This window comes from Flavobacterium sp. LK-23 (genome assembly GCF_058135255.1).
In genome coordinates this window covers 380,137-398,371 of sequence record NZ_JBYUVT010000004.1, presented here as the reverse complement: position 1 = coordinate 398,371, position 18,235 = coordinate 380,137, and the positions used below count along the sequence as shown (strand labels likewise).

The following is an 18,235-nucleotide window of genomic DNA, read 5'->3' as shown; positions in this document are numbered from 1 at the left end:
AAAAAAGGCTATCTCAATGAGACAGCCTTTTCACTTTGGTTATATTATCTTGATTTATTAATTGTTTCCGTAGATTTTTGCATAAAGATCTTTGTAAATTTCTTTAATGATTTTACGTTTCAATTTTAGAGTAGGGGTAAGCTGTCCACCGTCAATTGACCATACATCTGGTGTAAGTTCAAAACGTTTTACTTGTTCCCAATGTCCGAATTTTTTGTTGATTCCTTCTACTTCTTCATCGATTCGTTTGATAACATCTGCATTAGAGCTGATTTCTGCATCAGAACTTCCTAAAGTAATTTTGTGGATTTTTGCCCACTCCTTTACAAATTCAAAGTTTGGCTGAATAAAAGCACCTGGCATTTTTTCGCCTTCACCAATAACCATTATTTGTTCAATAAAACGAGATTGTTTCATTGCATTTTCGATCATTTGCGGAGCAATATATTTACCGCCAGAAGTTTTGAACATTTCTTTTTTACGATCGGTAATTTTTAAGAAACCTTCGCTGTCGATTTCTCCGATATCTCCCGTATGAAAATAACCGTCAATTACAGCTTCTGCCGTTTTCTCAGGATCTTTATAATAGCCTAACATTACGTTTGGCCCTTTTAATAAAATTTCTCCGTCTTCGGCAATTTTTACTTCTAGGTTACGAATCGGCTTTCCAACAGTTCCAATTTTAAATCCTTTGTTTCTTTGGTCGTTTACAGCAATTACTGGAGAAGTTTCCGTTAAACCGTAACCTTCCATTACCGGAATTTCTGCAGCAGCAAAAACTCTTGTCAAACGCGGCTGTAAGGCAGCACTTCCAGAAACCATTAAATCTAAATTCCCACCCAAACCTTCTTTCCATTTACTGAAAATTAATTTGCGTGCAATTTTTAATTGGAATTCATACCAAGCACCATTTGCTCCGTATGGTTCATATCTTAAACCTAAATCGATAGCCCAGAAAAACAGTTTTTTCTTGATACCGGTTAATTCGGCACCTTTCGCATAAATTTTATCGTAAACTTTTTCTAAAAGTCTTGGTACAGCTGTAATTACAGTTGGACGGACTTCTTTTAAGTTATCGCTGATTTTATCAATAGATTCTCCAAAATAAACCGATACACCATAATATTGATAGATATACAAAATCATTCTTTCAAAAATATGACAGATAGGCAAGAAGCTTAATGCGGTGCTTTTTCCTGGATCAAATGGGATTCTTGGTGAGCTGTCTAAAACATTTGACACAATATTTTTGTGTGAAAGCATAACACCTTTTGGTCTTCCTGTTGTTCCAGAAGTATAAATAATGGTAGCTAAATCATCTGTTTGGATACTGTCTTTTTTAGCCTCAACTTCGCTTTGATTGCTGTCATCTTCGCCTAAAACCAATAAGTCTGACCAATGTTTACAGCCATTAATTTCATTAAAAGAATATACTTCTTTCAATGTCGGTACATTGGCTTTAATTGCATTTACTTTCTGTAACACTTCATCATCAGAAACAAAACAGTAAATACTGCCGCTGTGGTTTAAAATATATTCGTAATCTTCTTCTGCAATAGTTGGATAAATTGGAACATTTTGCGCACCAGTCTGCAAAATTCCAATGTCCATTATATTCCACTCGGTACGGTTATTTGAACTAATTAAAGCAATTTTATCATCTTTCTGAACGCCCATACGCAATAATGCTCTCGAAATAGCATTTGCTTTTGCAATATATTCTTCACTGGATGTTTTTTCCCAGACTCCATTTTTTTTGGTTGCGAGAGCAACTGGAAGGTTGTAAGTTTCTTGTTGATAATAGGGAAAATCAAAAAGGCGTGTGATTGAAACCATGTTTAATATATTGAATTTTATTGCAAATTAAATAAAATTTGGGTATGATTTTCAGTTTTATAAAATTTAATGGGAAAATTTATAAAGACTATTAAAAATCAACGAAAACGTTTTCTTTTTCGCCGTTAAATTTCTAAAAAATCAAGAAAAATTTAATTTGAAGACGTTTTTTAAACGCTATTGTACGTTATAATCTTCGTATACTTTTACTCTTTCGCCCATTAGAAACATTTTTTTCTTAGCAAAATGAATAGAGAATTGAGAATAATACCATTCATTACTGTCATTTGGTCTGTACCAGAATGTGTAAGAAGCACTATTGAATCCTTCTTTAAAAACAGGAACACCTTCTTCAGTACATTCGATTCCCCAATTTATTTTTTGTTTGCTTAAATCTTCAGCTTGAATAAAACCTGTTCCGTCTGGATTTAAAACCGTAATAGGCTCTTTTTGATTTAATGGCGCGTAAGTTCCAGGAACTGGATAGCCAATTGTAGTAGTAATATAACGTTCTTTAGAATTGTGGATAATCTGATCTACGTGAACTTGTGAATGTGATGGTGTAACAGCAAAGAATAGGCTGAAAACAAAAAGTAATTTTAAAAATTTCATTCTATGTAGGTTTAAATATTTTTGGGTCGAAAAATCTAGTGGATGATTTTTGCTGAGCGAATATAATCCATTTTTTTTATAGAATGGAAGCTTAAAAATACAAGAATGAAATTTTTATGTTTTATTTATTTTAGGTAAGTTTTTACTCTGTAGAAAACTGATTTTCTAGTAATTTTTCTTTAAAATCAGATCTAAACGTATAAGCAAAAGTAATCATCAATGCGCGCGTGTCTGATTTGTTTGTTCGGTGGTTGCTAAACAAAAGAGTGTTGTTTTTATAACCGCTTTCTAAGGTGTTAAACATATCGGTTACAACCAAGCCTAAACGGGCATTTCCTTTTCCTAATTTCTGTTGAAATCCCATATCAACATTATAAATCGGAATTCTTTTTCCTTGTGGAGTGGCAACGGCCGAATTATAGTTTCCGGTAATCTGAAGTTTTCCGCCTTTCCAAGGAACAAAGTTGTTAATCACTTTTCCGTACCAGCTGAAGGCATTGCTTACAACATCTTCGGCCTGTGGTAAATTGTCAGCATTGATGTTTTGCTGAAAAGCGGTTAAACTAATATTAGCATCATAAAAACCAACTGGTTTAAGGGTGAAAATGGTTTCTAAACCATAAGTAACCGTGCTTCCAATGTTTTGTGGCTGAAGTAAAATTACGCCATTGTCTAAAAGCTGTGCATATTGTCTGATAGCATCGTTTGCATTTCTGTAAAAGGCATTGGTCGAAAAAGAGTAGTTTTTCCAGTTTTTATTATAACTCATTTCGGCAATATGAATGATTTCGGGTTTTAAATATGGATTTCCTCCATGCGGATTTAACGCATCGGTAATGTCAATAAAAGGATTTAAATCATCCAGGTCAGGGCGGTTAATTCGTTTGCTGTATCCTAATTTTATAAATTCATCCGATTTTAAATTTAATTGTAAAGAAGCCGATGGAAAGAGTTTTAGATAATTATTGCTGAATCGGTCACTGTTATTTTGCGTTGCTCCTGTATTGGAAACATTTTCGGCACGCAAACCTAAATTGTATTTCCATTTTGGGTTTTCGCTGTCGCCAATATAAGAATTCATCAGACCATAAACGGCATTTATCTGTTCGTTAAATTTGAAATTATTACTAGCTAACGGATTTACAACATAATCGCCATTTATCATATCAGCACTTTCAAAATCTGAATTAAAAAATCTAAAAGTTCCTTTGTAGCCTGTTTCTATAATCGATTTTTCTGAAATTGGAAAAGCGTAATTTACAATGGCATTCGAAATATTCTGATTTTCATAATTGTGTGTTCTCTGCAGTAAAGCCTCACCAATCTGCTGCTGATATTCATCGTAATTATAAGTGTCAATATCAGTGTTTTCTTTATGTTTTCCAAAAGAAGATGTAATAGAGGTGTTTAGACTTTTTCGCTCGTCATCAAATTTACGATCATAGGTAAAAGCAAGTTCGCCAACTTTTGAACGTTCCAGTTCTAATGAATGTCTTCTGTTATTGGAGAAAAAGGCATTGGCATTTGTGTTTACTTGCGTGTATAAAGTCTCGTCATTGTCTTGAGTTTCTAGATTTCCAAGTGCTTCAAATGAAAAGCTATTTTTGTCATTTGGAGAAAAATCAATATTTAATTTCAGATTCTGAAGGCCTTCAGTTCGTTCATCGTTTCGATTTTGATGAATATAATGTTCGTCATCAATAAAATAATTGGTTCGGTAGGCATTTATTTTCTTTGTTCTTCCGGCAAAACGATTGTCATATCCTAAACCAAAATTCCATTTTTCTGTTTTATGATTGAAAAGAACAGAACTATTTGCTCTTCCTTTTGCACCAAAACCCGCGCCCAATGCTACAGCACCATTTGTACCGCTGAGGTTGTTCTTTTTAAGTTTAATATTAATGATACCGCTTTCGGCATTTGCATCATATTTAGCCGTGGGATTACTAATTACTTCAATACTTTCAATACTGCTCGCAGCAATCTGATCCATATTGGTAATAGCCGAATTTTTTCCGTTTATCAAAATCATCGGCGATTTTCCTCTTAACGTAATACCGCCTTCTGCATCGACGGCAACCGTTGGGATGCTTTTAAGCATATCTGTAGCGGTTCCGCCCGTTTGCGAAATATTCGAAACAGCATTAAAAATAAAGCCTTCGTTTGTTTTCTTAATCTGTTTTTTCTGTGAGTTTACCACTACAGTATTAAGCTGGTTGGTATCTTCTTGCAAAGTGATTGTTCCAAGTGAAATAGCTGTACCGGTATATTTTATTTTTTTAGTATTGGTTTTAAAACCAATTAATTTAAACTGAAGCAGATATTCTCCAGAAGTTATATTTTCTAATGAAAAATTTCCAGAAATATCTGTAACGACGTAATTAGCGGTTTTGGTTGAATCGGCTGTGTTTTTTAAAATTACATCAACAAATTCTATAGGATTTTTTCCGTCTGTGATGGTTCCTTTTATTGCTGTTTTTTGAGCGAAAGAAAATTGGCTTAAAGTAAATAAGAGGATTGTGAGGTATATTTTGCGTATAATATTTTTCATGTAGCAAAGATATTTGCCAGAATGTTTACGCTTGCTTAAGCTGTCTTAAGATACCATTAAATTAATCTTAGAGTCGTTTTAAAGAATGTTTTTTTTGCCACAGATTAAAAGGATTAGAATGATTTTAAGCGTTGCTAAAAAAAATCTGTGATAATCTTTTTAATCTGTGGCTATAAAAAAAAACGCCCGATAAAATTCGGGCGCTTTTAATAAAATCTATTTTTAGTTTTTCTCAATCCATTTTCTGGCATTAACAAAAGCTTCATGCCAAGGCGAAACCTCGTCATTTCTATCTTTTGGATAATGCGCCCAGTTCCATTGGAAAGTCGAACGCTCAATATGAGGCATCATAACCAAATGTCTTCCGGTTTTGTCACACATCATAGCTGTGTTATAATCAGAACCGTTAGGGTTTGCAGGATAACCTTCGTAAGCATATTTAGAAACAATGTTGTATTGGTCTTCTGCATAAGGCAATTTGAATTTACCTTCTCCGTGAGAAACCCAAACTCCTAAAGTGCTTCCAGCCAATGTTGACAACATAACCGAATTGTTTTCCTGAACCGTTACAGAAGTAAAGATACTTTCGTGTTTCTGGCTTTCGTTATGGTGCATTTTTCCGTGAACTTCGTGTTCTGGATTAATCACTTCCAATTCCATAAACAATTGGCAACCGTTACAGATTCCAACTGATAATGTGTCTTCTCTTTTGAAGAAATTATCCAAAGCTGTTTTTGCTTTTTCGTTGTATAAGAAAGCTCCAGCCCAACCTTTAGCAGAACCTAAAACATCTGAGTTAGAGAATCCTCCAACGGCTCCGATGAATTGAATATCTTCAAGTGTTTCGCGACCCGAAATTAAATCCGTCATGTGAACGTCTTTTACATCAAATCCAGCTAAGTACATAGCATTTGCCATTTCACGCTCAGAATTACTTCCTTTTTCACGAATAATAGCCGCTTTTGGTCTCTCGACTCCGCTCGAGATGACAGGCGCTTTTCCTGTAAAATGTGCAGGGAAAGTATATTGTAAAACCTGATTTTTATAGTTTTCAAAACGTGCCTGAGCTCTTCCGTTTTTAGATTGTTTTTGATCTAATAAATAAGAAGTCTCAAACCAAATGTCTCTGTACTTCGCAATATCCAAATTATAAATTCCAAATTCCAAACTTGGTATGCTTTGAACTGTACCTAATTTGAAGAATTCGATATTGTTTGCATTTAATTTAGCTTCAACAGCTGTATCAGATTTTGCTTGGAAAACAATTCCGATGTTTTCAGCGAAAAGGATTTTCAACAAGTCTTTTTCAGCAAATGCAGAGAAATCAATTTTAGCTCCCAAATTCACATCAGCAAAACACAATTCTAATAAAGTTGTGATTAAACCACCACTTCCGATATCGTGACCCGCTAAAATTTGGCTTTCGCCGATTAATTCCTGAACCGTATTAAAAGCATTTTTGAAGAAAGAAGCGTCTTTAATAGTAGAAGTTTCGTTTCCGATTGTGTTTCTGATTTGTGCAAAAGAGGAGCCTCCAAGTTTGAAATCATCCTGAGACAAATTGATATAATAAATAGAATCTCCGTTTTTCTGTAAAACTGGTTCCACTACTTTTCTAATATCGGTACAATTTCCTCCAGCCGAAATAATAACCGTTCCCGGCGCTATTACTTCGTCGTTTGGATATTTTTGTTTCATCGAAAGTGAATCTTTTCCTGTTGGAATATTGATTCCCAATTCGATTGCAAAGTCTGAACACCCTTCAACAGCGGCATATAAACGAGCGTCTTCACCTTCGTTTTTACAAGCCCACATCCAGTTTGCAGATAATGAAATTCCTTTTAAACCATCTTTAATTGGCGCCCAAACAATGTTTGATAACGATTCTGCAATAGCATTTCTACTTCCTGCAACCGGATCAATCAATGCCGCGATAGGAGCGTGGCCAATAGAAGTTGCAATTCCTTCTTTACCTAAATAATCCAGAGCCATAACTCCAACATTATTTAAAGGCAATTGTAACGGACCTGCATTTTGTTGTTTAGCAACTTTTCCTCCAACACAACGGTCCACTTTATTAGTCAACCAGTCTTTTGAAGCAACAGCCTCTAAACGTAAAACGTCTTTTAAATATGATTCGAAATCTGCTGAATTGTAAGCAACATCAGCATATTTTCTATCGATAGTTTTGTCTGTCATAACCGTTTTTGGAGAACTTCCGAAGAAATCTTCTAAAGCATAATCCATCGGTTTTGAACCATTTGATTTTGATTCGAAAGTAAAACGGTGATCTCCCGTTACATCTCCAACCTGATACATTGGCGAACGCTCTCTGTCGGCAATTCTTTGCAACGTATCGATATCTTTTTGACCAATAACCAATCCCATTCTTTCTTGAGATTCGTTACCGATAATTTCTTTTGCAGAAAGCGTTGGATCTCCAACAGGTAATTTATCTAAATCGATTAAACCTCCAGTTTCTTCAACCAATTCTGAAAGACAGTTTAAGTGTCCTCCAGCTCCGTGATCGTGAATAGAAACAATTGGGTTATTGTCGCTTTCTACTAAACCACGAATCGCGTTTGCAGCACGTTTTTGCATTTCAGGATTTGAACGCTGAATCGCATTTAACTCGATTCCTGAACCAAAAGCACCTGTATCTGCAGAAGAAACTGCAGCACCACCCATTCCGATTCTATAATTTTCTCCTCCAAGAATAACGATTTTATCGCCTTCTTGTGGTTTCTTTTTGATTGATTGATCTAGTTTTCCGTATCCAATTCCACCCGCTTGCATGATTACTTTATCGTAACCAATTTTACGGTTTTCTTCTTCGTGTTCGAAAGTTAAAACAGAACCTGTAATAAGCGGCTGACCGAATTTATTTCCGAAATCAGAAGCTCCGTTTGAAGCTTTGATCAAGATATCCATTGGCGTTTGGTATAACCATTTTCTCTCCTCAACTGCATTTTCCCATTTTCTGTCATCCTGAGCGGAGTCGAAGGACTTCAAACGAGAGTAAGAAGTCATGTAAACAGCAGTTCCTGCTAATGGCAACGATCCTTGTCCTCCGGCTAAACGGTCACGAATTTCTCCTCCTGATCCTGTTGCAGCTCCGTTGAAAGGCTCAACAGTTGTCGGGAAATTGTGTGTTTCGGCTTTTAAAGAGATAACCGAATCAAATTCTTTTATTTCGTAAAAATCAGGTTTGTCAGCCGATTTTGGTGCAAATTGCTGCACTTTTGGTCCTTTTACAAAAGCAACGTTGTCTTTGTAAGCAGAAACAATATCGTTAGGATTTTCCTGAGATGTTTTTTTGATTAATTTGAAAAGAGAAGTCTCTTTTTCTTCGCCATCAATTACAAATGTTCCGTTGAAGATTTTGTGACGGCAGTGTTCTGAATTCGCTTGAGAAAAAGCAAAAATTTCAGAATCAGTTAATTTTCTTCCTAGTTTAGTCGAAAGATTGTTTAAATAATCAACTTCTTCTTCGCTTAAAGCTAAACCTTCCACTTTGTTGTAAGCAGCAATATCATCAATTTCTAAAATTGGTTCTGGCTGAATGTTGATAGTGAAGATTTCTTGATCTAATTCATTGAATTTTTGAGAAAGCATTGGATCAAAATCAGTAAAATCTTCCGTTGCAGGATGAAATTCTTCAATTCTAATAATGCCAGAAATCCCCATGTTTTGAGTAATTTCTACAGCATTTGTACTCCAAGGTGTGATCATAGTGGCGCGTGGACCAACAAAAAATCCTGTCAATGCAGATTTTTCGATCTTGTTTGCGTCGGCAAAAAGCCAGTTTAATTTTGAAATGTCTTGAGCTGAAATTTCGTTTTGCGTTTGTACGGCAAAAACAGTTTTGCTTTGGTTTTCAAAGAAATGGATCATTTGTGTAGTTTGTTGTATTGAGCTGCAAATTTAATGTAAATAAATAGTAAGCGCAAATTTGAAAACCATCTCTTTTCAAAAAAAATGAAATTGCTTTTTTCTTGCATTTTTTCTACCAAAAAGACGCAAAATCAAGAGGTTTGGGTCAATGAGAAAATTTAGAGATTTAGTAATTTTTCTTTTTTGATATGTTCTGTAATATTAAACTTTTAGAAAGGAAAATATTAAAAATTGAATAATATAATTTTAGAATATTTAGTGAAATGGATTTGCAAAAATTACGAAAGATTCGGGTGAATAAAAAGAATATTTTTGAGATGAATGAATGTTTTGAGATTAAAAAGATAGACAAAACTCAATTTGTAGTCTAGATTTCATTTCCGATAAAGGACAGAACTTTACGATAAGCTCTATAAATATAGAATTTTCGTTCCGAGATTTTCTTTATTTAGTTAACAAGCTTAAATCACCATAGGCTGCTTATAATCTTGATTTTCTAAATACTGATTTATTAGAATAATAAATTTTTGGAGATGTTCAATTATATAATTTTTCCATTCCTCTAATTGTCGTGCTGTATAATCTTGACCAATCTCTGCAAATGTTTTTTCACCATGGGCTAGCCAATTTCTCTTTTCTTGGATTTGCTTTAATGCTTCGCCATGTGTGTGTCTTTTATAATCAATATTTAGTGCATCTGGATTTAATCCTAGTGCCTTTACAGTGTCTTTTATTTTTAACGCATCCAAAGATCCCCCATATTTAATGTAATTAGATGCTAAAACTAGAGATTCATTAAATATTTTATTTGAAATGTCTAGATAGCTTTTAATAACTGATTCTTTTTTTATTCTTTCGTCATGTTTATATATATTATCTAACCAGTACTTTTTGATATCGTCTATTACATCAAAAAATTTTAATTTCGGATTATGTCTTTCGGAATTAATGTCATCAAAAATTGAAATTACAGCATTAAATACTGTTGACTCAACTAGATTATATAAAAGCAAAAAAGCGCTTGCTCTGAAAATGTTTATTTTTTTTGAATCAAAGGAAATTTCTCTTTGATTTCCTTCCTGATCAATAAAATGTAACTTTGGACTAGTTGAATCTATTGCGTGTAAAATCTCAAAATAAGCGCTAATTTCTAGTATTCTTTTTTCAAATTCATCATTCATATTGTAATTTTTTTTTGTCAATTTTCTCTAAAAGACAATCTCTAACAAATTCTATTCGACCAATAAGTTTTCCTCTACTGTTCGAAGCATCTGAAGTTGTATGCTTTTTAAATTCTATTGAATCTAGCCATTTTACATCTGGATTTTTTAAGCCTGGTTTCTCTCTCAAAGCTAAATTTACACCCACTGAAATAGCTTCGTACCTTACTCTTGGAATAGATAAGCTTTTTTGAGATTTTCTAAATCCGTTCGGAATATATTTTTCAACAAAATCTAATGTTTTTTCAAATTCATCTCTTTTAAATTTACCAATTTCTTTGGTATATTTTTTACCTTCTTCGATAATGTAATTATCAAGAAAACCTTTGACAGAATGAATGAAATTTTCATAATTATCAGAATAAGCAAAGAATCTGGTAATGAGTTCCTCCTTTTCTCCCCTTAATTTTTCAGTGTTTTTTGCGGAACTGAAAAGTTTGCTGAATTGAGGAATGTCATTGCAACTTAAAATGAAATCATAAAATTGGTTTTGTATAAACTTGCCTTTTCTTATTTCGGCTGAAACTAATTTTTTGCCAGTTTCATTTAACCTTCTGAAGATATCAGCTCTTACTCCTTCATCTGTATTTTCATTAATTATATAAAGTTTTAAAGACGTATTTAAAAATTTTCGCTTTCTTGAGCCTTCTAACTTTTCGAATGTATAATCATTTAATGTTGTTAATTCTTCTAATTTGCTTAAAGTTAATTCATTACTAACAAAAGCTTTTACAGTAGATAATCGCTGTACACCGTCTAATAATTCTAAGTTTCCTTCGTCATCTAATTCAAAAGCGAAAAGAGGCTGGATAGGAACTCCCATAAAAATAGATTCAATGAACCTAGCTTGCATATCTTCTGGCCATACAAAGTCTCTCTGGTATTTTGGGACAAATAATATTGAAGTTATTTCTTCAGTTTCGATATTATCAAGTAAATTATCCTTTTGTCTAAATTTTCGAACTAATTCACCAATACTAAATTCAACAAGTCTGTAGCTATAATCAGCCTGTATTTCTTTTATTTGGTCCTCAACTTCACTAGGCGTTGATAATTTGATTTTGTTCATTCTTGAATAAATTTAAATGTTCTTTTATGCTTTTTGCAATAACTTGTCCAAGCGCTACAGGTACAGCATTTCCTAACTGTCTTGCAATCATTACACTTGAGAATTCTCCTTTTTTTTCATCAAAAAACTTATAGTTTTTAGGAAATGTTTGTAATAAAGATGCTTCTCTTAAGGAAATTGCTCTGTCTTGTACAGGATGTCCAAATCTACCGTTTCCATAGCCAATGCAGTGCGTTGTAATAGTTGGAGAAGGTTCGTCCCATTTCATTCTTCCATACACGCTTGAGTAAGACTTGCCAGATTTCTTTTGATGGCAAGCTAATACTAGATCATTAGACCAATCTTTCCAACTACCACCATAAGGTGTTGCTTTTATTCTTTTTTTATTTATAGCAGTAAGTTTTCTTGCAAAATGTAATTTATCATTTATATAACTTTCGCCGTCATTTATTTCAGGTAGTTTTCCAATAGTATCTTTAACTGTTTTGAAATTTTTTTGAGAGTGAGTTTTTGGAATTAAATTAATTTCTCCAAATAGCGAAGCTAATAGTACTAACCTTTTTCTTTTTTGAGGAATTCCATATTCTGGGCAGTTAACTATTTGATAAGAAACAAAGTAGCCTAATTCTTTTAGTTCATTTATGAAATCATCAAAGACTGGTGCTTTTTTGAAATTTACTAATTGCGCAACGTTTTCCATTGAAACAATTTGCGGCCTAGTCTCTCTTATTATTCTTGTAAATTCATATAATAATTTCCATTTATTATTTTCTTTTTCTTTATCCTTAAAAGTATACGATGAAAAAGGTTGACAAGGAGCGCATCCAACAAGAATTTTTATCTGAGATTCCCCATAAATTTCATTAATTTCACGTGAACTTACATCAGTTATGCTTTTTGATATAAATTGAGATTTGTTATTTGCTTCAAAAGCAAATTTACAGTCCTCATCAATATCTATACCGGCTAAAATATTAAATTTTTCTTTGACGAAGCCGTAGGATAGTCCGCCTATTCCACAAAATAAGTCAATTACTCCGACTCTATTTAAATTGTCTTCTTCTATTTTTTTCAAAATTAATAATGGGGTAAAATTATTTGATCGCAAGTTACAAAAATAAGACAGATGTTTTAATTTTCATTTTAAGCGATTGTAAAAAAAAAACTTAGCGTCTTACTGCCTTTTGGCAAAACTATTACTTAGGAAAATCCTGACTCTGATAAGCACCCAAATCTGGTGGAGAAGTTCTTGTAATTCCTAAAATATCGGTTGGAATCATAAAGACTGGATCTCCTTTCGCGAAAGCGGCAGAAGTTTTATCAATATTAAATTTATTCTGAGACACATTATAAAACTTCGGATTTTCATTCAGAATTATATTCGTATAATGTTCGGTGTCGGTCTTGAATTGATAATTAGGATCTTTAGTCGAACTGCTGAATTTTAATAGACAATTATTTAATTGATAGACAAATGGCACATTTGGATTTTTGTCCAAATTGAATTCGTTTGTAGCCGAACCATAAATAATGCAATTATTAAAAATAGCATTGGTTAAAGGATTGGTTTCTGGAGTTGCTCCAGCCAAAGAGTTGCTTAAATTTACTGCAACTTGAGAACTGCTTGACCAATTGTTGTTAAAGGTGCAATGCGTAAAGTTGTAATTTCCACCATAAACGCAGGATAGGGAAGCTAAACCAGCATAGTTTATTACAATATTGCTAGCAATAACATGAGTATCTCGAGCTAAAATTCCGTATTCGGCGCAATTATAAATTTGAGTGTTTTTAATTTCGAATGTATTATAAGGACTTTGCAAATCCAAACCAATAATCGCATTTTTTAAAGTTAAATGATTGATGGTGTGATTGGCACTTCCATTTGAAAAAATAACCGATTTCCACTGTCCAGGAATATCAGAATAAAGTGATTCTAAACGATCGCCTTCAAAAATCACTTCATTTTCAAGTTTATCAGTGGCAGAGGTTGTTCCGTTAATTTGTAGTGAAGCGTTATCACCAACATACAATCCAGAATTGGCATGAAAATGAACTCTTGCGCCAGCTTCAAAAGTTACGGTTTTAAATTCTGGAACTCCTGCGTAGCCATAAATTACGTATGGTTTTTCATTTGTAAAAAGAAGTTCATTTCCGTTTGCAGGATCATTTTCGTTTAAATAAAATCCGTCAACATCTTTGCCGTCAATTTTAATTTTTTCTTTGGTTCCGTCGGGATTTTGATTTGGATATAAAAACACCGCATCTTGAATTAAAGTAACCAAAGCTACTTCTTGCAAATTTGCACCACTGTCAAACTGAATTTCGTCGGTATATAAAAAATCATCAGGATTTGCATCTGTAATATCTGCCGTGGTTTCTATAAAAATGTACAAACTGTCTTTTGCTAAAAGCGTGACATCTTTAAAAATTTTCCCGTTGTTGCCCGTCATTCCGTCAACAGTCATTCTATATTTAGAATCTAAACCTTTTTTAAATTGTACAATCGGAATCGAAATATCATTTTTACTCTGATTGTATATTTTCAATTGGTAAGTGCTTGAGCCAATATTCTTAAAAACAGTATCCAAATAAACAGTGTCTTTCGAGAACTTTAAATTTCCAGAACTGGCAACAGTATCAAAATCAGTTCGGCAAGAACTGAAAGCTAGAATTAAACCAATAATGAAAAGTGCAAAGTATTGACGCATTTGAATGTTTTTTTTAGCCACGAATTCACGAATTTTTATTTGAATTAATTCGTGAATTCGTGGCGAATAAATTGTAGATAAAAAATCTTTTTAATTTATGTAATCTGTGGCAAAAAAAAGCCAAAGATTGATTTTGATTGTTTTTGTAAAAATAGCAAAAAACTGACAAGTTCATAATTGATTTTTAATTTTAGAATCCAATTTTTAGATTTATGTCTTATCTTTCTTTAATTTTACGATTTTAAAGTTTATTTTAATGAATTATACAAAAGAGCAGATTTTAGCGCGCTGCAATGAGTTTTCTAAAAACACATTGATGGAAACGCTAAAAATAGAATATATCGATGCCGGAGAAGATTTTTTAACTGCAAAAATGCCTGTAAATCCAAGTGTTCATCAGCCAATGGGATTATTGCACGGAGGCGCTTCTGTAGCTTTGGCAGAAAGTGTTGGGAGTGCAGCTTCTTTCTTTTTTATCAATCCGAAAGAACAGGAGGTAAGAGGTATCGAAATTTCGGCAAATCATCTAAAAAGTATTCGCGAGGGTTATGTTTTCGGAACAGCCAGAATTATTCACAAAGGAAGAAGTCTTCATCTTTGGGAAATCAAAATTACCGATGAAGTAGGAAATTTAGTTTCGCTTTGCAAATTGACGAATATGGTTTTGGATAGAAAGAAAAGCGAATAAATATGAATTCATTTTTCTTAAAAATTAAAAATCATAAAGAACAAAATTTACCCTTTGTACTTTATTCAAAACCCAATACAGAAAATTATGTTGGGATTTTGCAACAAAATAATATTTTAAATACCGTTTCGGATTACAGCGAAAAAGGATTTGTTTTTGCTTCTTTTGATGAAAAACAATTAATTTTAATTCCTGAAAATGAGTCGGAAATTATTACGGTTCAAAAAGAAAAGACTTCATTTGAACGCATTGAAATTGACGATTTGAGTTTTGATGCTGAAGCTAAATTTCAATATGAATATCTAGTAGCGCAGGGAATTCAAGCCATTAAAAATGAAGAATTCAAAAAAGTGGTTTTATCACGAAGTGAAGAAGTTCCTTTGTCTGAATTTGATTTTATTGAAACCTTTCAGCACTTGGTTCAGTTATATCCAGCCACTTTCTGCTATTGTTTTTTTCATCCGAAAATTGGACTTTGGATGGGGGCGACTCCAGAAAAACTGCTAAAAGCAAACGGAAATGTTTTTGAAACGATGGCTTTGGCAGGAACGCAAAAAGATAATCAAGAAGTAGAAATCGTTTGGCAGCAGAAAGAAAAAGACGAACAGCAATTTGTTACTGATTTTATTGTAAAGAGACTTCGAGAATTTACAGCTTCGGTTGTGGTTTCTGAGCCTTACAGTTTAAAAGCAGGATTGATCTGGCATATTAAAACAGATATTTCTGGAGTTTTAAAAGATAATTCGACTTTAGAAGAGGTAATAGACACGCTGCATCCAACACCTGCTGTTTGCGGACTTCCAAAAAAGAAATCGAAAGCATTTATTTTAGAAAATGAAAATTACAATAGAACTTTCTACACTGGTTTTCTAGGTGAATTGAACAGTACTTTTGAAGAAAATAATGCTAGTTCTGATTTATTTGTAAATTTACGATGCATGCAGATTCAGGAAAATAAAGCGATTTTATACATGGGCTGCGGTATTACCAAAGAAAGTATTCCAGAAAAAGAATGGGAGGAAAGCGTCAATAAGTCAATGACGATGAAACGGGTCTTAAGAGTTATGAGTTAGAAGTTATGAATTATGAGTTTTCAGCTGTGTGTCTCCCTGAGCGAAGTCGAAGGGCATATCGTAAAGGGCTTCGACTTCGCTCAGCCTGACAACTTGAAAGCAACCTATAAACTTGAAACTTTAAACCTGAAACAAAACAAACAAAAAAATCATTTTCAGAATTGTAATTGAAATTGATTTTTGATATTGATATTAAAAATTATGAAATTAGACATATTAGCCTTTGGGGCGCATCCAGACGATGTAGAATTGGGTTGCGCTGGAACCATTTTAAAAGAAGTTTCCCTTGGGAAAAAAGTAGGTATTGTAGATTTGACGCGTGGTGAATTAGGAACCCGAGGCACAGCAGAAACTAGAGATCAGGAAGCAAAAGATGCTGCAAAAATTTTAGGAGTTGTTGTTCGTGAAAATTTAGCAATGCGTGACGGATTTTTTGTTAATGACGAAAAGCATCAATTAGAGGTCATAAAAATGATCCGTAAGTACAAACCTGAGATTGTATTATGCAATGCAGTCGACGATCGTCATATTGATCACGGAAAAGGAAGCAAATTGGTTTCTGATTCTTGTTTTCTTTCAGGGTTAATGAAAATTGAAACTTCGATTGATGGAGTGCCACAAGAAGCGTGGAGACCAAAAGTGGTTTATCATTATATTCAATGGAAAAATCTAGAACCTGATTTCGTTGTAGACATTACAGGATTTGAAGAAAAGAAGGTTGAAGCGATTATGGCCTATAAAACTCAATTTTACGATCCGAATTCAAAAGAACCTTCGACGCCAATTACGAGTAAAAACTTTTTTGAAAGCTTAAATTATCGTGCGCAGGACTTAGGAAGGTTAGTTGGGAAAGATTTTGCAGAAGGTTTTACGGTTGAAAGGTGTTTGGCAGTCAATAGCTTAGGTAATTTGATTTAATTTTTATAAAAATTTTTCATTTTTTTCTTTGTAGAACTCAACCTTTGTCCTATATTTGCACTCGCTAAGCAGAAAAATGGTGGTTGTAGCTCAGCTGGTTAGAGTAGCGGTTTGTGGTGCCGCGGGTCGCCGGTTCGAACCCGGTCAGCCACCCAGATTTAAAGCCTTGAAGAAATTCAAGGCTTTTTTTGTTTTCTGTAATAGATAAGAAATTTAGCCTTGAATTAAAGACGGGATTTTTTTTTGTTAATTTTTTTTAAGAAAAATATTGAATTTTATATAAAAAATATAGTTTTATTCTTATATTTGTGTGCGGTATTAATGAGTATCGTATAATAACTAAAAAAAACTATTAATTATTAAAATTTAAAAAAATGAAAAAAAACATTAAAAAAATTGATTTAAATAATGTAAAAGTTATTTCTAAAAAAGAAATGCAGACAATTAGTGGAGGAATGAAATGGCAAGGTAGAAGACAAAGCAGTAATGTTATAGATCTAAGAGGATGGCGTCAAGTTGAACCTTGGACTGGTTTGGATTTTTAATAAAGATGAAAGTTAGCAATAAGTTAAAAAAATGCTTTTGATTAATCGAAAGCATTTTTTTTATCTCTCTTTAAAAGATAGCGATGTTTATTGGAAGATTTATAGAGTGAAAAAGCACAACCGTTTAAGTTGTGCTTTTCTGGTGGTTATTATATTTGGTTTATGTATTATTGAATTTCTTCAAATGTGTTTCCTTGATTTATATCTCCAGTTGTAAAGCCTTTTTTAAACCAATACATCCTTTGTTCTGATGTTCCATGTGTAAAAGAATCGGGAACAACGTGTCCTTGCATTTTACTTTGTATTGCATCATCTCCAACAGCATTTGCTGCACTTAAAGCTTCTTCAATATCTCCAGTATCTAAATTGGTTTGATTGTAATGTGCCCAAACGCCAGCATAAAAATCAGCTTGTAATTCTAATGCTACAGATAATTTATTAGCTTCAGCGTCACTTTTTCCTTGTTGCATCTGACGCATCTTAGAAGACGTTCCCATTAAAGTTTGAATGTGATGGCCTATTTCATGCGCAATAACGTATGCAATGGCAAAATCGCCACCTTTTGCACCAAATTTGGTTTTTAATTCTTCGAAAAATGATAAATCCATGTAGACTTTACGGTCACCAGGGCAATAAAAAGGGCCAGAGGCAGATGACGCACTGCCACAAGCAGTCTGATCCGAGTCTTTAAAAAGTACTAATTTTGGTTTTTCATAAGTCATGCCATGTTCGGCAAAAATTTTATTCCATGTGTCTTCTGTATCTGCCAAAATAACTCCAACATAATTTCCCATTTTTTTGTCTTCCTCGCTTAAAGGAGCTGCAGTTTCGGTTTGTGTCTGTCCACCTTGGAATAGTTCTAAAATTGGCGCTATTTGCTGACCTGTTTCGCCGCCAAAAACATTCAGAAGCAAAACAATGATCCCAATAACTCCTCCGCCAATTATTGCTTTTCCTCCACCAGAAATTGATCTTCTGTCTTCGACATTATCACTTTGCCTTCTTCCTTGCCATTTCATATTGAATTGTTTTTTAACTTGTTATTTAAAACGTTGTACGAATTTATAGATTTTTTATGATAAATTTTAGGATCGGCATATTAAGTTTTCAGTCGCGGTCTC

The 18,235-nt window shown here is 33.4% G+C and carries 13 protein-coding genes and 1 tRNA gene; 5 read left to right on the top strand and 9 right to left on the bottom strand.

Annotation, left to right across the window (positions count from 1 at the left end; all coding sequences use genetic code 11):
- Nucleotides 1–57 precede the first annotated feature (57 nt).
- The 8 genes from AC3Y25_RS09255 to AC3Y25_RS09220 form a co-directional block, all read right to left on the bottom strand.
- A complete protein-coding gene (locus AC3Y25_RS09255) occupies nucleotides 58–1,836 on the bottom strand; it encodes an AMP-dependent synthetase/ligase (protein WP_489902546.1) in 1,779 nt (592 codons plus the stop codon).
- A 177-nt stretch (nucleotides 1,837–2,013) separates the two neighbouring features.
- A complete protein-coding gene (locus AC3Y25_RS09250; RefSeq protein ID WP_427874708.1) occupies nucleotides 2,014–2,448 on the bottom strand; it encodes a hypothetical protein in 435 nt (144 codons plus the stop codon).
- Between the two features lie 142 nt (nucleotides 2,449–2,590).
- A complete protein-coding gene (locus AC3Y25_RS09245) occupies nucleotides 2,591–4,999 on the bottom strand; it encodes a TonB-dependent receptor domain-containing protein (protein ID WP_489902545.1) in 2,409 nt (802 codons plus the stop codon).
- Between the two features lie 222 nt (nucleotides 5,000–5,221).
- Nucleotides 5,222–8,893: a phosphoribosylformylglycinamidine synthase gene (purL, locus tag AC3Y25_RS09240; protein ID WP_489902544.1), complete on the bottom strand. Its 3,672-nt coding sequence runs from the start codon at nucleotides 8,891–8,893 to the stop codon at nucleotides 5,222–5,224.
- Between the two features lie 461 nt (nucleotides 8,894–9,354).
- A complete protein-coding gene (locus tag AC3Y25_RS09235; protein ID WP_489902543.1) occupies nucleotides 9,355–10,074 on the bottom strand; it encodes an MAE_28990/MAE_18760 family HEPN-like nuclease in 720 nt (239 codons plus the stop codon).
- On the bottom strand, nucleotides 10,067–11,182 hold the full coding sequence (locus tag AC3Y25_RS09230; RefSeq protein ID WP_489902542.1) for a GmrSD restriction endonuclease domain-containing protein: 1,116 nt from the start codon (nucleotides 11,180–11,182) through the stop codon (nucleotides 10,067–10,069). Before AC3Y25_RS09230 ends, AC3Y25_RS09235 begins: the two co-directional genes overlap by 8 nt.
- Nucleotides 11,154–12,257, bottom strand: a complete 1,104-nt coding sequence (locus AC3Y25_RS09225; RefSeq protein WP_489902541.1) for a DNA cytosine methyltransferase — start codon at nucleotides 12,255–12,257, stop codon at nucleotides 11,154–11,156. The genes AC3Y25_RS09230 and AC3Y25_RS09225 overlap by 29 nt, the downstream gene beginning before the upstream one ends.
- 121 nt (nucleotides 12,258–12,378) lie before the next feature.
- Complete coding sequence (locus AC3Y25_RS09220) at nucleotides 12,379–13,890, bottom strand: hypothetical protein (protein WP_489902540.1); 1,512 nt, start codon at nucleotides 13,888–13,890, stop codon at nucleotides 12,379–12,381.
- Nucleotides 13,891–14,146: 256 nt separating this feature from the next.
- Here AC3Y25_RS09220 and AC3Y25_RS09215 point away from each other — a divergent pair, with 256 nt between their 5' ends.
- The 5 genes from AC3Y25_RS09215 (at nucleotide 14,147) to AC3Y25_RS09195 (ending at nucleotide 17,114) form a co-directional block, all read left to right on the top strand.
- Nucleotides 14,147–14,578 (top strand): PaaI family thioesterase, encoded by a 432-nt coding sequence (locus tag AC3Y25_RS09215; RefSeq protein ID WP_489902539.1) that lies wholly within the window; start codon nucleotides 14,147–14,149, stop codon nucleotides 14,576–14,578.
- A 2-nt stretch (nucleotides 14,579–14,580) separates the two neighbouring features.
- Nucleotides 14,581–15,651, top strand: a complete 1,071-nt coding sequence (locus AC3Y25_RS09210) for an isochorismate synthase (RefSeq protein ID WP_489902538.1) — start codon at nucleotides 14,581–14,583, stop codon at nucleotides 15,649–15,651.
- Between the two features lie 201 nt (nucleotides 15,652–15,852).
- On the top strand, nucleotides 15,853–16,569 hold the full coding sequence (gene bshB1 / locus AC3Y25_RS09205; RefSeq protein ID WP_489902537.1) for a bacillithiol biosynthesis deacetylase BshB1: 717 nt from the start codon (nucleotides 15,853–15,855) through the stop codon (nucleotides 16,567–16,569).
- Nucleotides 16,570–16,648: 79 nt separating this feature from the next.
- Nucleotides 16,649–16,722, top strand: a tRNA-His gene (locus AC3Y25_RS09200).
- Nucleotides 16,723–16,943: 221 nt separating this feature from the next.
- On the top strand, nucleotides 16,944–17,114 hold the full coding sequence (locus tag AC3Y25_RS09195; protein ID WP_489902536.1) for a bacteriocin: 171 nt from the start codon (nucleotides 16,944–16,946) through the stop codon (nucleotides 17,112–17,114).
- Nucleotides 17,115–17,281: 167 nt separating this feature from the next.
- Here AC3Y25_RS09195 and ypfJ read toward each other — a convergent pair whose 3' ends face one another.
- On the bottom strand, nucleotides 17,282–18,133 hold the full coding sequence (gene ypfJ, locus AC3Y25_RS09190) for a KPN_02809 family neutral zinc metallopeptidase (protein ID WP_489902535.1): 852 nt from the start codon (nucleotides 18,131–18,133) through the stop codon (nucleotides 17,282–17,284).
- Nucleotides 18,134–18,235 lie beyond the last annotated feature (102 nt).